16 protein-coding genes are annotated in these 17,203 nt (G+C 66.1%); 10 read left to right on the forward strand and 6 right to left on the reverse strand.

From position 1 onward, the window contains the following. Positions 1 to 29: 29 nt before the first annotated feature. Genes ACIPK7_RS03550 through ACIPK7_RS03575 form a run of 6 tightly spaced genes read left to right on the forward strand, consistent with a single transcriptional unit; the run spans position 30 to position 6,959 of the window. Positions 30 to 767, forward strand: a complete 738-nt coding sequence (locus tag ACIPK7_RS03550) for an RDD family protein (protein WP_225614632.1) — start codon at positions 30 to 32, stop codon at positions 765 to 767. Further along, positions 764 to 1,750: a stage II sporulation protein M gene (locus ACIPK7_RS03555; RefSeq protein ID WP_401085316.1), complete on the forward strand. Its 987-nt coding sequence runs from the start codon at positions 764 to 766 to the stop codon at positions 1,748 to 1,750. Before ACIPK7_RS03550 ends, ACIPK7_RS03555 begins: the two co-directional genes overlap by 4 nt. Then, the gene (locus tag ACIPK7_RS03560) at positions 1,737 to 3,332 is read left to right on the forward strand and encodes a DUF4129 domain-containing protein (protein WP_401085318.1); all 1,596 of its coding nucleotides are present in this window, start codon (positions 1,737 to 1,739) and stop codon (positions 3,330 to 3,332) included. The genes ACIPK7_RS03555 and ACIPK7_RS03560 overlap by 14 nt, the downstream gene beginning before the upstream one ends. Next, positions 3,329 to 4,618 carry a DUF4350 domain-containing protein gene (locus ACIPK7_RS03565; RefSeq protein WP_401085321.1) on the forward strand — a complete coding sequence of 430 codons (1,290 nt, stop codon included), beginning with the start codon at positions 3,329 to 3,331 and terminating at the stop codon, positions 4,616 to 4,618. Before ACIPK7_RS03560 ends, ACIPK7_RS03565 begins: the two co-directional genes overlap by 4 nt. Further along, a complete protein-coding gene (locus ACIPK7_RS03570) occupies positions 4,615 to 5,634 on the forward strand; it encodes a MoxR family ATPase (protein WP_081516317.1) in 1,020 nt (339 codons plus the stop codon). Before ACIPK7_RS03565 ends, ACIPK7_RS03570 begins: the two co-directional genes overlap by 4 nt. Beyond that, complete coding sequence (locus ACIPK7_RS03575) at positions 5,631 to 6,959, forward strand: DUF58 domain-containing protein (RefSeq protein WP_401085324.1); 1,329 nt, start codon at positions 5,631 to 5,633, stop codon at positions 6,957 to 6,959. Before ACIPK7_RS03570 ends, ACIPK7_RS03575 begins: the two co-directional genes overlap by 4 nt. 71 nt (positions 6,960 to 7,030) lie before the next feature. Here ACIPK7_RS03575 and ACIPK7_RS03580 read toward each other — a convergent pair whose 3' ends face one another. The 3 genes from ACIPK7_RS03580 to ACIPK7_RS03590 form a co-directional block, all read right to left on the reverse strand. Continuing rightward, on the reverse strand, positions 7,031 to 7,390 hold the full coding sequence (locus ACIPK7_RS03580) for a PilZ domain-containing protein (RefSeq protein WP_081516319.1): 360 nt from the start codon (positions 7,388 to 7,390) through the stop codon (positions 7,031 to 7,033). Positions 7,391 to 7,450: 60 nt separating this feature from the next. Continuing rightward, complete coding sequence (locus ACIPK7_RS03585) at positions 7,451 to 7,873, reverse strand: DUF4124 domain-containing protein (RefSeq protein ID WP_192430825.1); 423 nt, start codon at positions 7,871 to 7,873, stop codon at positions 7,451 to 7,453. Positions 7,874 to 7,948: 75 nt separating this feature from the next. Next, positions 7,949 to 8,317, reverse strand: coding sequence for a lipoprotein (locus ACIPK7_RS03590; protein WP_045211033.1), 369 nt, complete (start codon positions 8,315 to 8,317; stop codon positions 7,949 to 7,951). Positions 8,318 to 8,416: 99 nt separating this feature from the next. On the opposite strand from ACIPK7_RS03590, the gene ACIPK7_RS03595 reads away from it, so the two are divergent. From ACIPK7_RS03595 to pyk, 3 genes are all read left to right on the forward strand, one after another. Further along, positions 8,417 to 9,241: an outer membrane assembly lipoprotein YfiO gene (locus tag ACIPK7_RS03595; RefSeq protein ID WP_401085329.1), complete on the forward strand. Its 825-nt coding sequence runs from the start codon at positions 8,417 to 8,419 to the stop codon at positions 9,239 to 9,241. Positions 9,242 to 9,341: 100 nt separating this feature from the next. Next, positions 9,342 to 10,250, forward strand: a complete 909-nt coding sequence (locus tag ACIPK7_RS03600) for a universal stress protein (protein ID WP_081516322.1) — start codon at positions 9,342 to 9,344, stop codon at positions 10,248 to 10,250. A 105-nt stretch (positions 10,251 to 10,355) separates the two neighbouring features. Further along, positions 10,356 to 11,807, forward strand: coding sequence for a pyruvate kinase (gene pyk, locus ACIPK7_RS03605; RefSeq protein ID WP_081516323.1), 1,452 nt, complete (start codon positions 10,356 to 10,358; stop codon positions 11,805 to 11,807). Between the two features lie 423 nt (positions 11,808 to 12,230). Here the strand turns inward: pyk and ACIPK7_RS03610 are convergent, their stop codons facing one another. The 3 genes from ACIPK7_RS03610 to ACIPK7_RS03620 form a co-directional block, all read right to left on the reverse strand. Then, entirely contained in the window at positions 12,231 to 13,004 is a 774-nt protein-coding gene (locus ACIPK7_RS03610) for an enoyl-CoA hydratase-related protein (protein WP_401085333.1), read from the reverse strand. A 196-nt stretch (positions 13,005 to 13,200) separates the two neighbouring features. After that, a complete protein-coding gene (locus ACIPK7_RS03615) occupies positions 13,201 to 14,139 on the reverse strand; it encodes an iron-sulfur-binding ferredoxin reductase (RefSeq protein ID WP_151188270.1) in 939 nt (312 codons plus the stop codon). Continuing rightward, positions 14,132 to 15,259 carry a diguanylate cyclase gene (locus ACIPK7_RS03620; protein ID WP_192430831.1) on the reverse strand — a complete coding sequence of 376 codons (1,128 nt, stop codon included), beginning with the start codon at positions 15,257 to 15,259 and terminating at the stop codon, positions 14,132 to 14,134. The genes ACIPK7_RS03615 and ACIPK7_RS03620 overlap by 8 nt, the downstream gene beginning before the upstream one ends. A 274-nt stretch (positions 15,260 to 15,533) precedes the next feature. Here ACIPK7_RS03620 and ACIPK7_RS03625 point away from each other — a divergent pair, with 274 nt between their 5' ends. Beyond that, positions 15,534 to 17,057, forward strand: coding sequence for a fumarate hydratase (locus ACIPK7_RS03625; protein ID WP_054908611.1), 1,524 nt, complete (start codon positions 15,534 to 15,536; stop codon positions 17,055 to 17,057). Positions 17,058 to 17,203: the final 146 nt, after the last annotated feature.

The raw sequence follows: 17,203 nt of genomic DNA on the forward strand, positions 1-17,203 counted from the left end.
GGCACCTACGTCATCGACAGCGGTTTCCCTTGAGCCCAGCAGATCTCTATTCCAACGCGTCTACCCACGCGCCCGTCCTGGATACCCGCTACCACGTGGAGACCCCGGAAGGTATCGACCTGCTGCTGCGTCCCGCCGGTGTCGTCCCCCGCGCCCTCGCCTACCTGATCGACCTGGGGATTCGCATCCTGCTGATGGTGGCGCTGTTCATGCTGCTGGCCTTCCTCGGCGAGCTGGGCACCGGGCTGGGGCTGATCCTCACCTTCATCATGACCTGGTGGTACATGGTGCTCTTCGAAGTGCTCAACCAGGGCCGCTCGCCCGGCAAGCAGATGATGGGCCTGCGCGTGGTGCACGACGACGGCACACCTATCGGCTGGTCCGCCTCGCTGCTGCGCAACCTGCTGCGCTTCGCCGATATCCTGCCGTTCGCCTACACGCTCGGGCTGCTCAGCTGCTTGTCCAACTCCGCGTTCAAGCGCCTGGGCGACCTCGCCGCCGGCACCCTGGTGATCTACCGTGATCCGCCGCCAAGCCGCCCGCAGGTACCGGAGACCACGCCCGAACTCGCACCCTGGCCCCTGAACCTGGAAGAACAGCGCGCCCTGATGAGCTTCGCGGAGCGCGGCACGCAGCTTTCGGCAGCGCGCCGTGAGGAGCTGGCCGCCATCCTCGCGCAACCACTGGGCATCGCGCCCGAGCAGGCGGAGGCACGCCTGAACCGCATCGCCAGCGGCCTGCTCGGCAACGGGACGGGCCATCCATGAAGCAGGCGTTCTTCGAACAACGCCACCAGGGCAGCTGGAAGCGTTTCGCCAAGCGCCTGGAGCAGCTGGAGGGCGGCAAACGCCAGGAACCGAGCGAGAAGCCCGAGGAGTTCGCCGCCGACTATCGGCGCATCTGCCAGCAGCTCGCCCTAGCCCAGGAGCGTGGCTACAGCAGCCACTTGATCGACCAGTTGCAGCAGCTCGCCATGCGCGGGCACCAGCAGTTCTACCGCCACCGCAGCCACCTGGGCGCACGCATCCTTGGCTTCCTGGTTGCCGGCTTCCCGCGTCTGGTGCGCGAGGAATGGCGCTGCATCGCCCTCGCCAGCCTGCTGTTCTACGGCAGCCTGCTGCTGATGGGCGTGCTGGTCTATCACTTCCCCGACCTGGTCTACAGCGTCATTGCACCGGAGCGGGTTTCCGAGATGGAGTCGATGTACTCGCCGGAAGCCACGCGCCTGGGACCGATGAGCACGCGCGACGCCGGCGATGATTGGAAGATGTTCGGCTACTACATCATGAACAACATCGGCATCGCCTTTCAGACCTTTGCCAGCGGCCTGCTGTTCTGCGTCGGCAGCCTGTTCTTCCTGTTGTTCAACGGCCTGATGATCGGCACGGTAGCCGGCCACCTGACACAGGTCGGCTATATCGAGACCTTCTGGTCCTTCGTCGTCGGTCACGGAGCTTTCGAACTGACTGCGATCACCTTCGCCGGTGCTGCCGGCCTCAAGCTCGGCTGGGCGCTGCTCGCCCCCGGCCGTCTGAGCCGCCTGGAGGCCCTGCGCCAGGCTGCAGCGCGCGCCGTGCAACTGATCGGCGGGGTGATCCTGATGCTGCTGATCGCCGCCTTCGTCGAGGGCTACTGGTCGTCCGTCACGCACTTCTCCGCGACTGTGAAGTACATCGTCGGCGCCTGCCTGTGGCTGCTGGTGGGCAGCTATTTCCTCCTGGCCGGACGGGGTCGCCATGCGCCTGACTGACGCCAGCGTCGCCATCCGTCCGCGCAGCGCCTGGGAGGCGCTGGACCTCGGCATCCTGCTGGCGCGCCGTCACGCCGGCCTGCTGATAGCCAGCTGGGCGATCGTCACCCTGCCGGTGTTCGTGCTGCTTTCCGTGCTGCTGTGGAACTACTCCAGCTGGGCGGTGCTGATCTTCTGGTGGCTCAAGCCCGCCTTCGAGCGCCTGCCGCTGTACATCCTGTCGCGCTCGCTGTTCGGCGATACGCCGACGCTCAAGGAAGCGCTGCGGGCCTTCCCTGGCCTGCTCAAGTCGCAACTGCTGCCCAGCCTGCTCTGGCGCCGGCTGAGCCCGACGCGCAGCTTCGACCTGCCGGTGCTGCAACTCGAAGGCCTCAAGGGCCAGGCGCGCAGCCAGCGTCTGGTCGTGCTCGGCCAGCGCAATGCCGGCGGCGCCACCTGGCTGACCATTGTCGGCATGCATTTCGAACTGGCGTTGTGGCTGGGCCTTTCCGCACTGATGTACCTGATGCTGCCGCAGCAGTGGGTGGACGACTGGAAATGGCAGTCGCTGATCAGCGTGGCGCAAGGCGACTGGGCGTGGCTGGAACATGTCAGCAACCTGATCTACGCGCTGCTGCTGATCGTCTGGGAACCGGTGTACGTCGCCTGCGGCTTCACCCTCTACCTCAATCGCCGCACCGAGCTGGAGGCCTGGGACATCGAGCTGGTGTTCCGCCGTCTGCGCCAGCGCCTGATCGGCAGCGCCTACGCCCTGCTGCTGGTCGTCGCCGGCGCCTTCGCCCTGCTGCCGGCCCACGACGCGCTGGCTGCCGGTTCGGAGACCGGCAGCAAGGCCAGCCAGAGTTGCCCGCTGCCCGACCAGAATCCCGACGGCCCGCAGGGTGCGCGGCTGACCCAGCAGAAACTCAACAGCGAAGATTCGCGCGGCGCTGCGGAAAAGATCCTCACCGCGCCGCCCTTCAAGAACAACGAGAAAGTCACCAGTTGGCGCCTTATCGAAGACAAGAAAGCCCCGAAGTCGGCCGACCCGGACGAGGCCAAGCGGCTGAAGAGCTTCTTCGAGGCGCTGGGTAACTGGAAAGCCTTCAAGTTCGCCGCGCAAGGCATCGAAGTGCTGCTCTGGGGCATTCTGTTCACCGTCGTCGCCCTGGTCATCTGGCGCTACCGCGAATGGCTGCGGCTGTTCGTCGGGCGCATCGGCCTGCCGCAGAAGCCGCGCCGCGAAGCGCCCAGCGTGCTGTTCGGGCTGGACCTCGCGCCGGAAACCCTGCCCAGCGACGTCGCCAGCGAAGCCGAACGCCTGTGGGACGAACAGCCCCGCGCCGCGCTCGGCCTGCTCTACCGCGCCCTGCTCAGCCGCCTGCTGCACGACTTCCGCGTGCCGCTGCGCGAGTCGACCACCGAAGGCGAAGTCCTGGTCCGCGTGGCTGACCTCAATGACCCGCCGCTGGACAACTTTGCCCGCAGCCTGACCCAGCAGTGGCAGGCGCTCGCCTACGGTCACCGCACACCACAGGCTGAACTCAAGCAGCAGCTGTGCGGCGAATGGCGCCACCTGTTCGGCAGCGAGGTGCGGGCATGAAGCGCGGCAACCTCGCCCTGCTGGTGCTGCTCGTCCTGCTCGTGCTCGGAGGCATCGGCTACTACCTGTACCGCAACCTCGAGCCCTACACCGAGACCATCGAGCACGGTGCCTCCCCGGAGGCCCGCGCCAACCCCTATCTCGCCGCCGAAATGTACCTGCGCGGTCGCGGCATCCACGTCACCACCGCGCGCGGCATGGAAGTGCTGGACCAGTTGCCGAGCAAAGGCCAGACCCTGATCCTGCTGGGCACCCGCGAGAACGTCACGCCGGCGCAGAACGCGCGGCTGCTCGACTGGGCCAATCGCGGCGGCCACCTCATCGTCACCGCCGAAAGCCTGTGGGACGAAGATGAGGGCAAGAGCGGCGACGCGCTGCTGGATCAGCTGGGCGTGCAACAATTCCTCACCTCCGACCTGAAGGACAAGGAGGAGGAGAAATCCGCTCCGACCGACGGGAAGTCCGCAGAGGCGTCCGAAGACCAGAAGCCGGACGAAGCCGCCAAGCCGGAAGTGGAAGAAGAACATCCGGACCAGGCCTCCAGCGCCCACGACAACGAGGCAACGGAAACGGACCCTTACCCGAACCTGACCAAGCTCTACCTGGAGAACGAGAAAGCCCCGGCCTACTTCGACTTCGACACCGACTACCACCTGTTCGACTCGAAGAACCTCGCCTACGCCTGGGCCAACAGCGCCGACTCCACCCACCTGCTGCAACTGCAGCAGGGCCAGGGGCTGATCACCGTGCTCACCGACAACTGGATCTGGCAGAACGGCGAACTCGACGCCTACGACAACGCCTGGCTGCTCTGGTACCTGACCCAGGACAGCGCCGTCACGCTGGTCTACCGCGCCGACGGCACCAGCCTTATGACCCTGCTGATGCGCTATTTCCCGCAGGCACTGCTGGCCGCCGTCCTGCTGCTGGTCCTGGTGCTCTGGCGCAACGGCCTGCGCCAGGGCCCGCTGCAGCCCACCCCGGATCGTAGCCGCCGACAACTGGAAGAACACCTGCGCGCCGGCGCCGACTTCATCCTCCGCCAACGCGACCAGCTCGCCCTGCTGCAGGGCCTGCAACGTGACGTGATGCGCCGGGCGAGGCAGCGCCAGCCCGGCTTCGACCGCCTGCCGGTCGCCGAACAATGGCAAGCTCTGGGCCGCATGACGCGCATGTCGGTCAGCGCCATCAGCCAGGCCATGCGCCCCTATCCGCCAAAGCGCATGGCCGTCGCCGAATTCACCCGCCAGGTCGCGCACCTGCAAAGCCTCAGGAATGCCCTATGAGCGAACAGACGCCCGAACAGCCCGGCACCACCGCCGGCACCGCCCCCAACCCAGGCGCCCAGCGCCAGCGCGCCAGCCAGCTGGCCCAGGCGCTGCGCCACGAACTGCAGAAGGCCCTGATCGGCCAGCAGGAGGTGATCGACGACGTGCTCACCGCCCTGCTCGCCGGGGGCCACGTGCTCATCGAAGGCGTTCCCGGCCTGGGCAAAACCCTGCTAGTGCGCGCCCTCGCCCGCTGCTTCGACGGCGGCTTCGCGCGCATCCAGTTCACTCCCGACCTGATGCCCAGCGACGTCACCGGCCACGCGGTGTACGACCTGGCCACCGAGCAGTTCAAGCTGCGCAAGGGCCCGGTGTTCACCCACCTGCTGCTGGCGGACGAGATCAACCGCGCCCCGGCCAAGACCCAGGCCGCGCTGCTGGAAGTGATGCAGGAGCGCCAGGTCACCCTCGAGGGCCGCGCCCTGGCCGTGCCGCAGCCGTTCATGGTGCTGGCGACGCAGAACCCCATCGAGCAGGAAGGCACCTACCCGCTGCCCGAAGCCGAGCTCGACCGCTTCATGCTCAAGCTGCGCATCGACTATCCGCTGGAAGCCGAGGAGCAGACCCTGGTGCGCCAGGTCACCCGTTCCGCGCGCAGCGACATGCTCGACGTGGCACCAATGCGCGCCCTGCTCAAGGACAAGGACGTGCTGGCCCTGCAGAAGATCGCCGCCGACCTGCCCATCGATGACCAGGTGCTCGACTACGCCGTGCGCATTGCCCGCACCACCCGCAACTGGCCGGGCCTGGCGCTGGGCGCCGGGCCGCGCGCATCCATCGCCCTGGTGCGTTGCGCCCGCGCCCGTGCCCTACTGCGCAGCGGCGATTTCGTGATTCCGGACGACGTCAAGGGCAGTGCCCTGGCCGTGCTGCGCCATCGCGTGCGCCTGTCGCCAGAACTGGAGATCGAAGGCCTGTCGGTCGACCAGGTGCTGCAACAGCTGCTCGACCAGGTACCGGCGCCGCGCGTATGAAGCCATCGCGCGCGCTCCTCGCGCTGCTCGGCGTCCTGCTGGCGATCGCCATCGCCCTGGGCGCAGCCGAGGCTCTGGACTCAGGTTCGGCGCTGCTCGGTCGTCTCTGGTGGGGTGCGCTCTGCGCGCTGATCCTGCTGGCGCTGGCCGATGCCCTCTGGCTGCGCCGCACGCCATCGCCCGAGCTGCGCCGCCAGTTGAGCGGCAACCTGCCGCTGGGCCGCTGGAGCGAGGTACGCCTGCAATTCCATCACCGCTACGCCCAGCCGCAACGCATCACGGTGTTCGACCACCTGCCCGCCGGCATGGACTTCGAATACCTGCCGCAGACCGTGGAGCTGCACCCCGGCGAACAGACCGAACTGGGTTACCGCGTGCGTCCGCTGTCCCGTGGGCATTTCGTCTTCCAGCGCTGCGAGATCGAGCTGTCCAGCCCGCTGCGCCTGTGGAAGGGCCGGCGCTACCTGGAACAGCGCGACGAAACCCGCGTCTACCCGGACTTCGCCCGCCTCTACGGCGCCGAGCTGATGGCCGTGGACCACTGGCTCAACCGCATCGGAGTGCGCTCCGGGCAGCGCCGTGGGCTGGGCCTGGATTTCCACCAGCTGCGCGAATTCCGCGACGGCGACACCCTCCGGCAGATCGACTGGAAGGCGACCGCGCGCAAGCGCACTCCCATCGCCCGCGAGTACCAGGACGAACGCGACCAGCAGATTCTCTTCCTGCTCGACTGTGGCCGGCGCATGCGCAGCCACGACGGCGACCTTTCGCACTTCGACCATTCGCTCAACGCCAGCCTGCTGCTGGCCTACGTCGCGCTACGCCAGGGCGACGCAGTGGGCCTGATGACCTTTGCCGGCGACCAGCCGCGCCATCTGCCACCAGCCAAGGGCAGCGCCCAGCTCACCGCCTTGCTCAACAGCGTCTACGATCTGCGCAGCAGTCAGCGCCCAGCGGACTTCCCCGCCGCCGTGCAGGCCGTACTCACGCGCCAGCGCCGGCGCGCGCTGGTGGTGATAGTGACCAACCTGCGCGACGAGGATGACGAGGAACTGGTGGCCGCGGTGAAACGCCTCGGGCGCCAGCACCGCGTGCTGGTCGCGAGCCTGCGCGAGGAAGTACTGGACCGTCTGCGCCAGGCGCCGGTTGAAGGTTTCGACGAAGCCCTGGCCTACTGCGGGGCAGTGGATTACCTGAACGCCCGCGCGGGACTGCACGAGAAGCTGACAGCCCATGGCGTGCCGGTACTCGACACGCGGCCGAGCCAGCTGGGGCCGGAACTGATCAGCCGTTACCTGGGCTGGAAGAAGGCTGGCTCGCTATAACAGCGCGCCATCACCGGACGCCAAATCCCTGGCATCCCACACCGTGCAGATCGGTCAGCGCGTCCTGCGCTTCAGACCGACTCCACCTGCCGGCGAAAACTGAAATAACGGCGCAGCGCGTCGACCAGCTCGACGTACTCCATCGGCGGCGCCGTCAGGCTGAAGCCCGAATCGTAGTTGCCCGGATTGACGTCCTCGCGGCACCACTGGCAAGTGGCGGCGAACTCGATCAATTGCAGCTTGCCGTCATGTCCGGGGATCTTCAGGCGCATCTCGAAACGGCCGCCCACCAGCATCGGTAGTTGGCTGATCAGGAGCAGCCCATCCAGCGACACGTTGCCCAGGTAACCCATCGGTTTGTCGGTGATGCTGTTGAACACCTTCAGGTAGTAGGGCAGCTGATGGCGCTCGATATGTCGTTGATGACGCATAATGGCGTTTCGCTATGAAATATCGTCCAGTATGACGATGCCGCCCATGCAGGGCCAGTCCTAACGACAACCTTCCGCCAGCCGTGCGCTAAGCGCCTGACGAGCGGCGTCGAGCTGTGCATCGCTGTAGTAAGTCCTTTCACCACTGCTGGTCTGCGTGAAGTACCGCCCACCATGACTGAGCGACTCCAGGTCACGGCGCCACTTCGCGCACTGCTGTTCCAGCTTGGCCTGCTGCTCCGTCGCCTGGCTCTGGGCGGCGGCGCTTTCATCTCGACGCGCGTCGTAGAATCGGCGAGTGCGTTCCTCCCGCTCGCGGGTCGCCGCATCGCGTTCGATGACCTGTGGCTTGACCTCGACGCGTTGCGCCCCTGGCGGTGGGGTTTCGCTGAAGTGCACCTTCCCCTGAGCGTCGGTCCAGCGGTAGATATCCGCCGAAGCCAGCAGGGGGAAACACAAGGCGCAGAGCCACAGGGCGCGCATTCGTAACTCCTTGCATGAAGCACTGAACAGATTAGCCAGCTATGAGCGGCGCTCAAGTCGGCCCGCGACCGGCGGTCAGGGCGTGGGCGTATCCAGGCGCAGGTCGTTGGGCAGACGGCCATTCAAGCGCAGCGTTTCCAGCCGCGCCTTGGCCCGATAAGCATATTCACTGGTGGGGTAACGGGCGACGATGAATTGGTAGGTCTGCGCCGCATCGACGTAGAACTTCTCACGCTCCAGGCACTGGCCGCGCAGCATGGAGATTTCCGGCTGGATCCACGGCCGCGCACGGGCCTTGCGCTCGGTCTCCGAGAGCTCCAGCTGCACGCGCTGGCAGTCGCCGCTCTTGTACGCGCGATAGGCGTTGTTCAGGTGATAGTTCATCGACCAGCTGGTGCAGCCGGTAACACTCAGCGCCAGCAGCGCGAGGAAAAGGGTTCGCATGGGCATATCCTCCGTTGGGAAGTGTATCGGCCCGTCTTGGCCGTACTGTAGCCCGCCACTAGACTCACGTGGACTTCGCCTCAGCGCAAAGGATCTGCCATGCGTTTCGCATACCCAATTTCAATTGCCCTCCCGTTCGCCGTACTGCTGCCCTGGCTGGCCGCCTGCGCCCCGACCACGCCGCTGTTCGTCGCCCAGATCACCACCGGGGAAGTTGCCGAATACAAGCAGCTCAAGAACAAGCGCATGACCGCTGCCGTGGAAGAGGAAGGCGACCTCCTCACCTACAGCGCCCAGGCCATCCGCGACGGCAAGAGCAGCGAAGCCGAGCAGCTCTACCTCACCGGCTACGACAACACCCGCTACGGCCCCGAGGTACGCGCCATCGCGCTGTACCAGATCGGCCTGATCTACATGAGCCGCTACAACGACCAGCGCGACGATCAGAAAGCCATGGATTACTTCCAGCGCATCGATCACGAATTCCCCGGCACCAAGGCTGCCGAACATGCCGATGCCCGCGAGCTGATCATCCGCCAGCGGGCCAAGGACCCGGTGCAGAAGACCGCCAAGCAATTGCTGGCCGACTGGCAGCCGCAGTACAACCTCGACCTGAACAAGCCGACCCTCGACCCGGACATGACCCTGCTGTCGCGCCGTGCCGTGCTCAAGGGCCGCGTCGACGAAGCCGCTCAACTCTACCTGCTGGGCGCCAATGATCCGGCCATCCCGGCGGACATCCGCGAGAAGGCGCTGTACCAGTTGGGACTGATGTACATGGCGCCGGACAACCCGCACCCGGACCGCGAGAAGGCCATCGCCTACCTGCGCCGCCAGCTCGCCGAATTCCCCAGCGGCGAACTGGCCGACAAGGGCGCCCGGCATCTGGACCGCGCGCTGAACCAGACCTCGCCCCGCAGCTGACGGCAAAGCCCGCGCACCGCTGAGCCACGTCAAGACGCGCGGCGGGCGGCAGTGTCTACGCTTGCTCTGCAATAAGCGCAGAGCAAGCGAGGACTCCGCCATGAAGCTGCAGCACCTGCTCGTCATCATCGACCCGACCCGCACGGATCAGCCTGCCCTCACCCGCGCCCGCTGGATCGCCCAGCGCTGCGGCGCACGCCTGGAACTGCTGGCCTGCGAGTACAACCCGGCGCTGGACAACGCCCTGTTGCTGGACCGCGGTGACCTCGATGCCGCCCAGCGCAACCTGCTGGACGAACGCCTGGCCTGGTTGCAGCAACTGGCCGCGCCACTGCGCGAGGCAGGTCTCGACGTGCACTGCCAGGTGCGCTGGGGCAAGTCCCTGCACCACCAGGTGGTTCTCCACTGCGAGCAGACCACGCCCGATCTGGTACTCAAGTCCGCGCATCACCACAACCTGCTCAAGCGCCTGTTCCTCACCAACAACGACTGGCAGCTGATCCGCCATTGCCCGCAGCCGCTGTGGCTGGTGCAGCACGGCGAATGGTCGGGGAAGAACCTGTGCGCCGCCGTCGACCCGCTGCACGCCGGCGATACCCCGGCCACGCTGGATCATCGGCTGATCACGGTAGCCCGCGAACTGGAGCAGCGCCTGCAGCTCGACGCCCACTACCTGCACGCTTACATGGCCGTGCCCCGCACCCTGGCGTTCAACGCCGAGCTGCTGGCCGACTACGATAACTACGTGCTGCGCACCGAAGCCCACCACCGCGAAGCCTTCGACGCCCTGCTCGCGCACTACCCGCAGATCGATCGCCAGCGCACGTTGCTGGGCCAGGGCTTCGCCGAGGAAGTGATCCCGGCCTACGTAAAGGACCACGCCATCGACCTGCTGCTGATGGGCGCCGTCGCCCGTGGGCAGCTCGACAACGCGCTGATCGGCCAGACCGCCGAGCGGGTCTTCGAGGAAGTCGAATGTGATCTGCTGGTGATCCGGCCCCGCACCTGAGAGAGCTACCTGAAAGAGTCACCTGAAGAGAGTAAGATGGCGCCCTGGCCGCTCCGGACCTGCTCCGGCGGCGGCCTGACCGCTGCTTTCCCCTAGGAGTCCCGCATGTCCCTTCGCCGCACCAAGATCGTCGCCACCCTCGGCCCAGCCAGCAATTCCCCCGAAGTCCTGGAACAGCTGATCCTCGCCGGGATCGACGTCGCCCGTCTGAACTTCTCCCACGGCACTCCCGACGAACACCGCGCGCGCGCCCAGCTGGTGCGCGACATCGCCGCCAAGCACGGTCGCTTCGTGGCGCTGCTGGGCGACCTGCAGGGTCCCAAGATCCGTATCGCCAAGTTTGCCAACAAGCGCATCGAACTGGCCGTCGGCGACACCTTCCGCTTCTCCACCAGCCACCCGCGTACCGAAGGCAACCAGCAGGTCGTGGGCATCGACTACCCGGACCTGGTCAAGGACTGCGGCATCGGTGACGAGCTGCTGCTGGACGACGGCCGCGTGGTCATGGCGGTCAAGGAAGTGAAGGCGGACGAACTGGTCTGCGAAGTGCTGATCGGCGGCCCGCTGTCCGACCACAAGGGCATCAACCGCCGTGGCGGCGGCCTCACCGCGCCGGCCCTGACCGAGAAGGACAAGGCCGATATCAAGCTGGCCGCGAGCATGGACCTGGACTACGTCGCCGTGTCCTTCCCGCGTGACGCCAAGGACATGGAATACGCCCGCAGCCTGCTCACCGAAGCCGGCGGCACCGCCTGGCTGGTGGCCAAGATCGAACGCGCCGAAGCCGTGGCCGACGACGAAGCCCTGGACGGCCTGATCCGCGCCAGCGACGCCGTGATGGTTGCCCGTGGTGACCTCGGCGTGGAAATCGGCGACGCCGAGCTGGTGGGCATCCAGAAGAAGATCATTCTGCACGCGCGCCGCTACAACAAGGCGGTGATCACCGCGACCCAGATGATGGAGTCGATGATCCAGAACCCGATGCCGACCCGCGCGGAAGTCTCCGACGTGGCCAACGCCGTGCTCGACTACACCGACGCCGTGATGCTCTCGGCCGAATCCGCCGCAGGCGAATACCCGGTGGAAGCGGTCAAGGCCATGGCGCGCATCTGCGCCGGCGCCGAGAAGCACCCGACCACCAAGAAGTCCAGCCACCGCCTGGGCCAGACCTTCGAGCGCTGCGACGAGAGCATCGCCCTGGCGGCCATGTACACCGCCAACCACTTCCCGGGCATCAAGGCGATCATCTGCCTGACCGAAAGCGGTTACACCCCGCTGATCATGTCGCGCATCCGCTCCTCGGTACCGATCTTCGCCTACTCCCCGCACCGCGAAACCCAGGCCCGCGTGGCGCTGTTCCGTGGCGTGGAGACCATCCCGTTCGACCCGGCCGCCCTGCCGCCAGAACGTGTCAGCCAGGAAGCCGTCGACGCGCTGCTGCAGCGTGGCGTGGTGACCAAGGGTGACTGGGTGATCCTGACCAAGGGCGACAGCTACACCGCCCAGGGCGGCACCAACACTATGAAGGTGCTGCACGTGGGCGACCTGCTGGTCTGATCCTGCTGTAGCTGAAAAAGAAAAGGCCGCCCTCGGGCGGCCTTTTCCTTTTGCGGTTGCTCAAAGGGCAACCAATCGGCTGAAAGCCCGGCGCCATGCGGCTTCGGCACCTTGGCCCCAAGCTTATCCACAGCACCTTCCACACCTTATGTGGGCAACCTGCCGGGTATCGTTCAAATACCGTTCAATCCCCTGCAGGCCACGGCTGGCGTGGGCTAGCTTGGTTGCCCCAGAGCTTATCCACAGCGCGTTCCACAGATTGTGTGGGCAACCCGGCCATCCCACGGCGGATAACGCTGGCGCGTTATTCGCCCTACCAGAGTGACCCAGGGAACGACGCAGGATGGCGTGGAGCGCAGCGATACCCATCCTACATAAGCGGGGCGTACAACCGCTCGCGGTTGTACGCCGTGAGCGAGCCGCTCAGAGGAACTTGGAGAAATCCGGCTGGCGGCGCTGGGTGAAGGCACTCAGCGCTTCGTGGGCTTCCGGCGAATGCAGACGCTGCACGAAGTGCTGGCCTTCCTCCGCCACCACGCGGCGCAGTTCCTCGATGAAGGGCGCTTTCAGCAGGCGCTTGCTCAGCGCCACCGCGGCCGGCGGCAGTTGCTGGAAGGCTTGGCAAACCTCGCGGGCGCGCTCCAGCGCAGCCGCGCCGTCTGCCAGCGCCTCATTGGCGATGCCGTAGGCCACGGCCTGCTCGCCGGTGAAACCTTCGCCACGCAACAGGAGACTGGAGGCCTTGACCGGACCGACCAGACGCGGCACCAGGAAGCTGGAACCGAACTCCGGGCACAGCCCCAGGTTGACGAAGGGCATCTTCAGCTTGGCACCCTTGGCGATGAACACCTGGTCGCAATGCAGCAGCAGCGTGGTACCGATGCCCACGGCCGGGCCGGCGACGGCGGCGACCACCGGTTTGGTGAATTCCATCAGCGCGCGCATGAAGCGGAACACCGCGCTGTCCGGGCCGCTCGGCGGCTCCTGGAGGAAGTCGACGATGTCGTTGCCGCTGGTGAAGCACTCAGCGTTGCCGGTGATCAGAACCACGCGCACCGAACGATCCTCCTGCGCCGCTTCCAGCGCATCGGCGAGACCGGCATACATGCTGCGGGTCAGCGCGTTCATCTTGTCCGGACGGTTCAGGCGCAGGGTCAGCAGGCCCTCTTCGCGCTCGACGAGAATCTGTTCGCTCATGGCAATTCCTTGTTCTTATTGAAGGGTGGGACCGCTTCAGAGCCTTTTCAACACCTCGCGAGCTAAAGCAGAACAAGGCGGAACCAGGCTGAAAAAGCGGAGTTTACATCGCGTAAATAAGCATTTTCATCGGACTCGCGCACGAGCCTGGTTCCAACGCAGTCATGCCGACGCGCAGCAGGTGTTCAAATGGCTCTCAGGCGTGGGGCAGGTACAGGTCAGCCAGCGTCTGGCCACGGGGCACGCCGCAGAGGTAGAGGCGGCGGGCGAAGGCATCGACGCTGGCAGGATGGCCGCAGAGTAAGGCGAGGGTTCGCCGCGAAACAAGCCGGAGTTGCGCCAAAACCTCGGCCGACTCGGCCGTGGTCATCAGCGTCACGTCCAGCTCAGGGTGGCTGGCGGCCAGGGATTGCAGGGGCTCGGCCAGATAATGGCCGGCGTGGTCATGAGCCTGGTGAATGACGCGGATCGGCCCGCTGTGATGCTGCCGCTGCGCTTCGCGCAGGACGCCCCAGAGCGGCGCCAGGCCGGTGCCCGAAGCCATCAGCAGCAGCGGCCGCTCGTGCCATTCCGGGTCGTAGTGCAGCGCGCCGCCCCGCAACTCGCCCAGGCGCAGGCCATCGCCGACCTTCAGGCCACGGGCGAAATCGGCGAAGGCGCCACGCTCGCGGCAGTCGATGTGGAATTCGAGCCAGGGGTCGAGGCCCGGCACGCTGGCCAGGGAATAGGGCCGCGCGACGCCTTCGGCGCTCCAGAGGATCAGGTGCTGACCAGCGCTGTAGCGCAACGGGCGTTGCGGGGCGAGGCGCAGGCGCAGCACGTCCGGCGCCGGCCAGTCCAGTTCAGTGACCGTGGCGGGCAGGCCATCGCGCTGCGGGTCGAAGGTTTCCAGCGAGAGGTCCTCGATCACCCGGCACTGGCAGGACAGTCGCCAGCCCTCCGCGCGGCGCACGGAATCCAGCGCCTCGGGCAAGGCATCCAGCACCTCGCCACGGGTGCAGCGCACCAGGCAGGCGTGGCAACTGCCGGCCCGGCAGCTGTAAGGCACGGCGATGCCGGCCCCGCGCAGGGCATCGAGCAGGTTGACTCCGGGGCTGACCGAAAAGCGTTGCGATCCGGCCTGTATCTCAGGCACGCGTCCACTCCCATGCGGCATCGCAGCGGTCACGTCCGCTGCGTTTCGCACGGTAGAGCGCCTGGTCGGCCCGTTGCAAGGCCTCGTCGAGATCATCGTTGGCGTCCAGCAGGGTCATACCCGCCGACAGGCTCAGGGTCTCGATGTTCACCCCCACCGGTTCAGCCGCCGAATAGGCCGTCCGCAGGCGTTCGCAGCAGGTGGTCAGGCGATCGGCGTCGGCGTTGGGCAGCAGCAGGACGAACTCTTCGCCGCCGTAGCGCGCCAGCACGTCGCCTTCGCGCAGGCAGGCCCGCGCCACGGCGGCGAAGGTCTGCAGCACGCGGTCACCGGCGGCATGGCCGTGGACGTCGTTGATACGCTTGAAGTGGTCCAGGTCGATCAGCGCCAGGCCGTGGCGCTGTCCGGGGCGCATTTCTTCCAGTGCACGGCCGGCCAGGCGAATGAAGTGGCGGCGGTTGAACAGCCCGGTGAGCTCGTCGGTGGCCACCAGGTCTTCGAGCTGGCGCATCATGCCGCGCAGGGTGTCCTGGTGCGCCTGCAGCGCATAGCGGCGCTGGCGCATGCGTTGGCGCAACGACTGCACATAGCCGGCGAACAGGCTCAGCCAGGTGAGCACGATGAACAGCACCAGTAGTTGCAGGACCGCCTGGGCCGGCAGTTGCAGGCGTTGCTGGAAGGCTTCGTGGAGGTTCAGGCCGGCGAAGGCAATGAAGGCCAGCGCGGCGCAGCGGGCAAATACCCGGGGCTGCAACTGGAACACGCCGAACAGCAGGATCAGCACATAGAGCACCATCAGCGTACCGCGCGCGGTATCGACGTTGGCCAGGAACAATGTGTTCCAGACCACCGCCACCAGCACCTGCGGTTCGGTCATGCTCGGGTCGCTGAAGCGTTGGTTGCGCCCGCTGAAAAACAGCCAGGCGAACACCAGCTGGCTGCCGGCGACCAGCAGCGTACAGGTCAGGGCAAAGCTGACGGGCGCGCGATAGAACTCGCCGAACACGGCCAACCACAGCAACAGAAGCGCCAGGGCATAGGTCCCGAGGGCCATGCCGAATCGCCTGATGAGTAGTTTTTGTAAGGCGTGCTGCTTCAGAGGTGGTTTCAGCGTGCTCATGGGGCTCCGTCCCGTAATGGCACCTGGCCTTCACTCTACTATCAAAGCGCCCCAGTGCCTAGCCGATCGGAATGTGGGCGGTCAGCGAGCTCTTTGATAAGAGCTGCGGGTTATCTGGGACCAAGGTCGGATCACTGGCCAGTGCGCGGCAAGCGGCCGCGGCGCTATACTATGGCGCCTTTTTTCGCCGCAGCCGTGTCGGCGAAACCCTGAAGTAACAGGCGAGAGCCTGTCTTACCCGCCTGACTTTCCTGCCTGAAGAGGACCGTGCTCCATGGCCGTGATCAAGCAAGACGACCTGATCCAGAGCGTCGCCGATGCCCTGCAGTTCATCTCCTACTACCACCCGGTTGACTTCATCCAGGCCATGCATGAGGCCTACCTGCGCGAAGAATCGCCGGCTGCCCGGGACTCGATGGCGCAGATTCTGATCAACTCGCGCATGTGCGCCACCGGCCACCGCCCGATCTGCCAGGACACCGGTATCGTCACCGTGTTCGTCCGCGTCGGCATGGACGTGAGCTGGGCCGGCGCCACCATGAGCGTCGACGACATGATCAACGAAGGCGTGCGTCGCGCCTACAACCTGCCGGAGAACGTCCTGCGCGCCTCCATCCTGGCCGACCCGGCCGGCGCGCGTAAGAACACCAAGGACAACACCCCGGCCGTGATCCACTACTCCATCGTCCCGGGCAACACCGTGGAAGTGGACGTGGCAGCCAAGGGCGGCGGCTCCGAGAACAAGTCGAAGATGGCCATGCTCAACCCGTCCGACTCCATCGTCGACTGGGTGCTGAAGACCGTTCCGACCATGGGCGCCGGCTGGTGCCCGCCGGGCATGCTCGGCATCGGCATCGGCGGCACTGCCGAGAAGGCCGCAGTGATGGCGAAGGAAGTCCTGATGGACGAGATCGACATCCACGAACTGAAGGCTCGCGGTCCGCAGAACAAGATCGAGGAAATGCGCCTCGAGCTGTTCGAGAAGGTCAACCAGTTGGGTATCGGTGCCCAGGGCCTGGGCGGCCTGACCACCGTGCTCGACGTGAAGATCATGGACTACCCGACCCACGCCGCCTCGCTGCCGGTCTGCATGATCCCCAACTGTGCCGCCACCCGCCACGCGCACTTCGTGCTCGACGGCTCGGGCCCGGCCGAACTGGAAGCGCCGTCGCTGGACGCCTACCCGGAAATCGTCTGGGAAGCCGGCCCGTCCGCGCGCCGCGTCAACCTCGACAGCATCACCCCGGAAGAAGTGCAGAGCTGGAAGCCGGGCGAGACCATCCTGCTCAACGGCAAGATGCTCACCGGCCGCGACGCCGCGCACAAGCGCATGGTCGACATGCTGAACAAGGGCGAAGAGCTGCCGGTAGACCTGAAAGGCCGCTTCATCTACTACGTCGGCCCGGTCGATCCAGTCGGTGACGAAGTGGTTGGCCCGGCTGGCCCGACCACCGCGACCCGGATGGACAAGTTCACCCGCCAGATCCTTGAGCAGACCGGTCTGCTGGGCATGATCGGCAAATCCGAGCGCGGCCCGATCGCCATCGAGGCCATCAAGGACAACAAGGCCGTCTACCTGATGGCCGTCGGCGGCGCCGCCTACCTGGTCGCCCAGGCGATCAAGAAGTCCAAGGTCCTGGCCTTCGCCGAACTGGGCATGGAAGCGATCTACGAGTTCGAAGTGAAAGACATGCCGGTGACCGTTGCGGTCGACACCAATGGCGAATCGGTGCACATCACCGGCCCGGCCATCTGGCAGAAGAAGATCGCCGAGAACCTGGCGGTGGAAGTGCAGTAATCACTGCATGACCGCCCCATGAAAAAGCCCGGCCAAGTGCCGGGCTTTTTCATGGGTGGAATTTGGGTGACATGGCGCGGGGGCAAGTCGATCGCGGATAAATCCGCTCCTACAGCAGCGGGATTTCCCTGTAGGAGCGAGCTTGC

The sequence above is a fragment of the Pseudomonas sp. NPDC086581 genome, from assembly GCF_044746165.1.
In the GTDB taxonomy this organism is placed as follows: domain Bacteria; phylum Pseudomonadota; class Gammaproteobacteria; order Pseudomonadales; family Pseudomonadaceae; genus Pseudomonas.